The organism is Agromyces subbeticus DSM 16689, from assembly GCF_000421565.1.
In the GTDB taxonomy this organism is placed as follows: Bacteria; Actinomycetota; Actinomycetes; order Actinomycetales; family Microbacteriaceae; genus Agromyces; species Agromyces subbeticus.
In genome coordinates this window covers 1-2251 of sequence record NZ_ATXG01000034.1, presented here as the reverse complement: position 1 = coordinate 2251, position 2251 = coordinate 1, and the positions used below count along the sequence as shown (strand labels likewise).

3 protein-coding genes are annotated in these 2251 nt (G+C 61.7%); 2 read left to right on the top strand and 1 reads right to left on the bottom strand.

Going from position 1 to position 2251, the window contains the following annotated elements; genetic code table 11:
* Positions 1-213 (top strand): NAD(P)H-binding protein (locus H521_RS24735; RefSeq protein ID WP_040425175.1); only part of this gene is annotated, 213 nt, incomplete at its 5' end.
* A gap of 363 nt (positions 214-576) precedes the next feature.
* On the opposite strand, the gene H521_RS0120475 is transcribed toward H521_RS24735, so the two are convergent.
* Entirely contained in the window at positions 577-1782 is a 1206-nt protein-coding gene (locus H521_RS0120475; RefSeq protein ID WP_156891635.1) for an ApeA N-terminal domain 1-containing protein, read from the bottom strand.
* Between the two features lie 275 nt (positions 1783-2057).
* Between H521_RS0120475 and H521_RS24730 the strand changes: the two genes are divergently transcribed.
* Positions 2058-2251 (top strand): NAD-dependent epimerase/dehydratase family protein (locus H521_RS24730; RefSeq protein WP_040425173.1); only part of this gene is annotated, 194 nt, incomplete at its 3' end.

Sequence of the window (2251 nt, the reverse complement as noted above, 5' to 3'; positions counted from 1 at the left end):
AGTGACGTCGACGCGCTGACGCGAGCGTTCGAGGGATGCGAGGTCGTCGCGCACTGCGCGGGCATCAACCGCGAGATCGGCGACCAGAGCTACCAGCGGGTGCACATCGAGGGCACCGCGAACGTGATCGAGGCGGCCAAGCGCGCCGGGGTGCGAAAGGTCATCATGCTGAGTTTCCTGCGGGCGCGACCCGACTGCGACTGCCAACTGTGACCCCAAACCGAGGGGAATGACTCTCCCAACTCTGGACTTCTAGATGGCGATGCTGCCACACTTGCGGCGCAAGCAGGGGGAAGTGTGGACCACTACGTTCTTGTCAAGTATCAATGCCGGAACGGCTACGAATGGGATCTCATCGCCACCGTTCGAGAACAGGTAGATCGAGCCATCCTGGCGAACCCCCCATCAGCAGTGGCCGGCGGCGGAACGACCGGCCTGCCGGCTGGGGCGTGCGCTCCGCTGACCGCGGTTGAGCTAAGCGAGCGAACAACGGCAGAACTTCACAGCAGCCGCCATCGGGAGCACGTTCTGCGCGGATTCGTCCTCCTACATGAGTCGGCCGTAGCTAGCGGCCACTCACAACATCTCGTGAGACCGATCGAGTCGGGGCTTCAATGTCGTCAGCTCTACACCTAGTTCCACGGCAAGCCAGCACCGAATTAATGTGAAGCCCTCTCGTGCTCGCCTAATCGCGTCGATACCGTCAGGCAGTGGGTTGTCCGCGTGTTTGGCTCCCTTGAATGCGGAGTTGAATTTCTGACGCCAATCATCCGCGTTGCCGCCGTCGCCATAAATCGCGGAGAGCTCCACGCCAATGGAATCTGTCACGTACTTCAGAAGTCTCTCGTACGTTGGCGTGCGTCCCCCGATCTGAGGCGTGCGGCGCCAGATTGCGTACCCGAGCGCCTCCAGGGCAATACCAACCTGCAGAAGTTGCGCCTCGACAGTTGAGTTCTTCTGAAACAACGTGGTGACGGCGATCCAAGTCGGGCGAGACCATGAATCGAAGTCCGACAACCAATTGGCAACACGAACCGGATCTGTCTCATCCAGGTAGAACAGAGGTTGACGGTTGTCCTTCATCGGTTCCGCGGTGTCATCCGTCCGGCCGAAAGTCGGCTCATACACACTCGGCCACCATCGCCGCTCATCGTCGGTGCCGAATTGCTGATCGTCCTCCCGCATCACTGAGTCAAGCCGAGCCCGACACTGATACCCATACACAAGGCACATCAAATCTTGGATCATATGATGCGCTGCGGCGTGCACCTCCCAGGGCGCGGTCTCCGACGATCGAGTTCGAACATGGAGCGCCTCGGAGATCGAATAGACCCCGTTCGTCGGCGTCGGATCGTGGTTGAACGAAGTAGCAAGGGTTAGCGCCAGCGGCCCACCGAGCTCACGCGGATCCAAGTTCCCCGCTGTAATCACTACTCGAGGCGACTTCCGTTCAGAGTCGATCTCCAGCCGCCCATCGACCGCGTGCATCTTCGCCCAACGCGCGAGGCCTTCGACTTCCGAACTCATCCCATTGATGTGGTCGTAATCGGCATGACTCGCGCCGGTCTCGACTACCGATCGGTACCGGATCCGCTGCTGCGAGGAGCCAACCGATGACATTGACATCCCGCCACTTGACCCTTCGCGCAAGGTCAGGTAGCCGCTATGGTCCCTGAAGATCAGAGTAGAAGGCGCCGACTCCCCTTGGTTGCGCTGCCAAGCTTCTTCGAAGCCGATTTCGCGCGGCCAGATCACCTCCGCCCCGTGATCGTCGAAACTCACGCTGACAGTCGAGTCCCGCTCCCTCGGAGAGACGACATGTCCGACACGGATTAGGCCGCGCTCCATCTTTGACGCCACTACGCCACCACTTGGCCGCTGATCAAGCAGTCCATCGTTACCCGTGGAACGAGTGGCATGTGTCCGGGCCTTAGCCCACCATTGCGGGATCCACTCCATCTGACGCTCATCCCAACAGGCTATGGCCGCGGCAAGGCCGCGCCCACTGTGACAGGTACCCGACGACGTAGAGCGCCCCGACCAGTAGCATCCGAGACATGCCCCACCCACACCCCCGCACCGCGATCACCGGCGGCACCGGATTCGTCGGACGCCACCTGGCCGAACGGATGGGGCCCGAGGCATCCGTCGTCATGTCTCGCCGCACCGGCGTCGACACCAGTGACGTCGACGCGCTGACGCGAGCGTTCGAGGGATGCGAGGTCGTCGCGCACTGCGCGGGCATCAACCG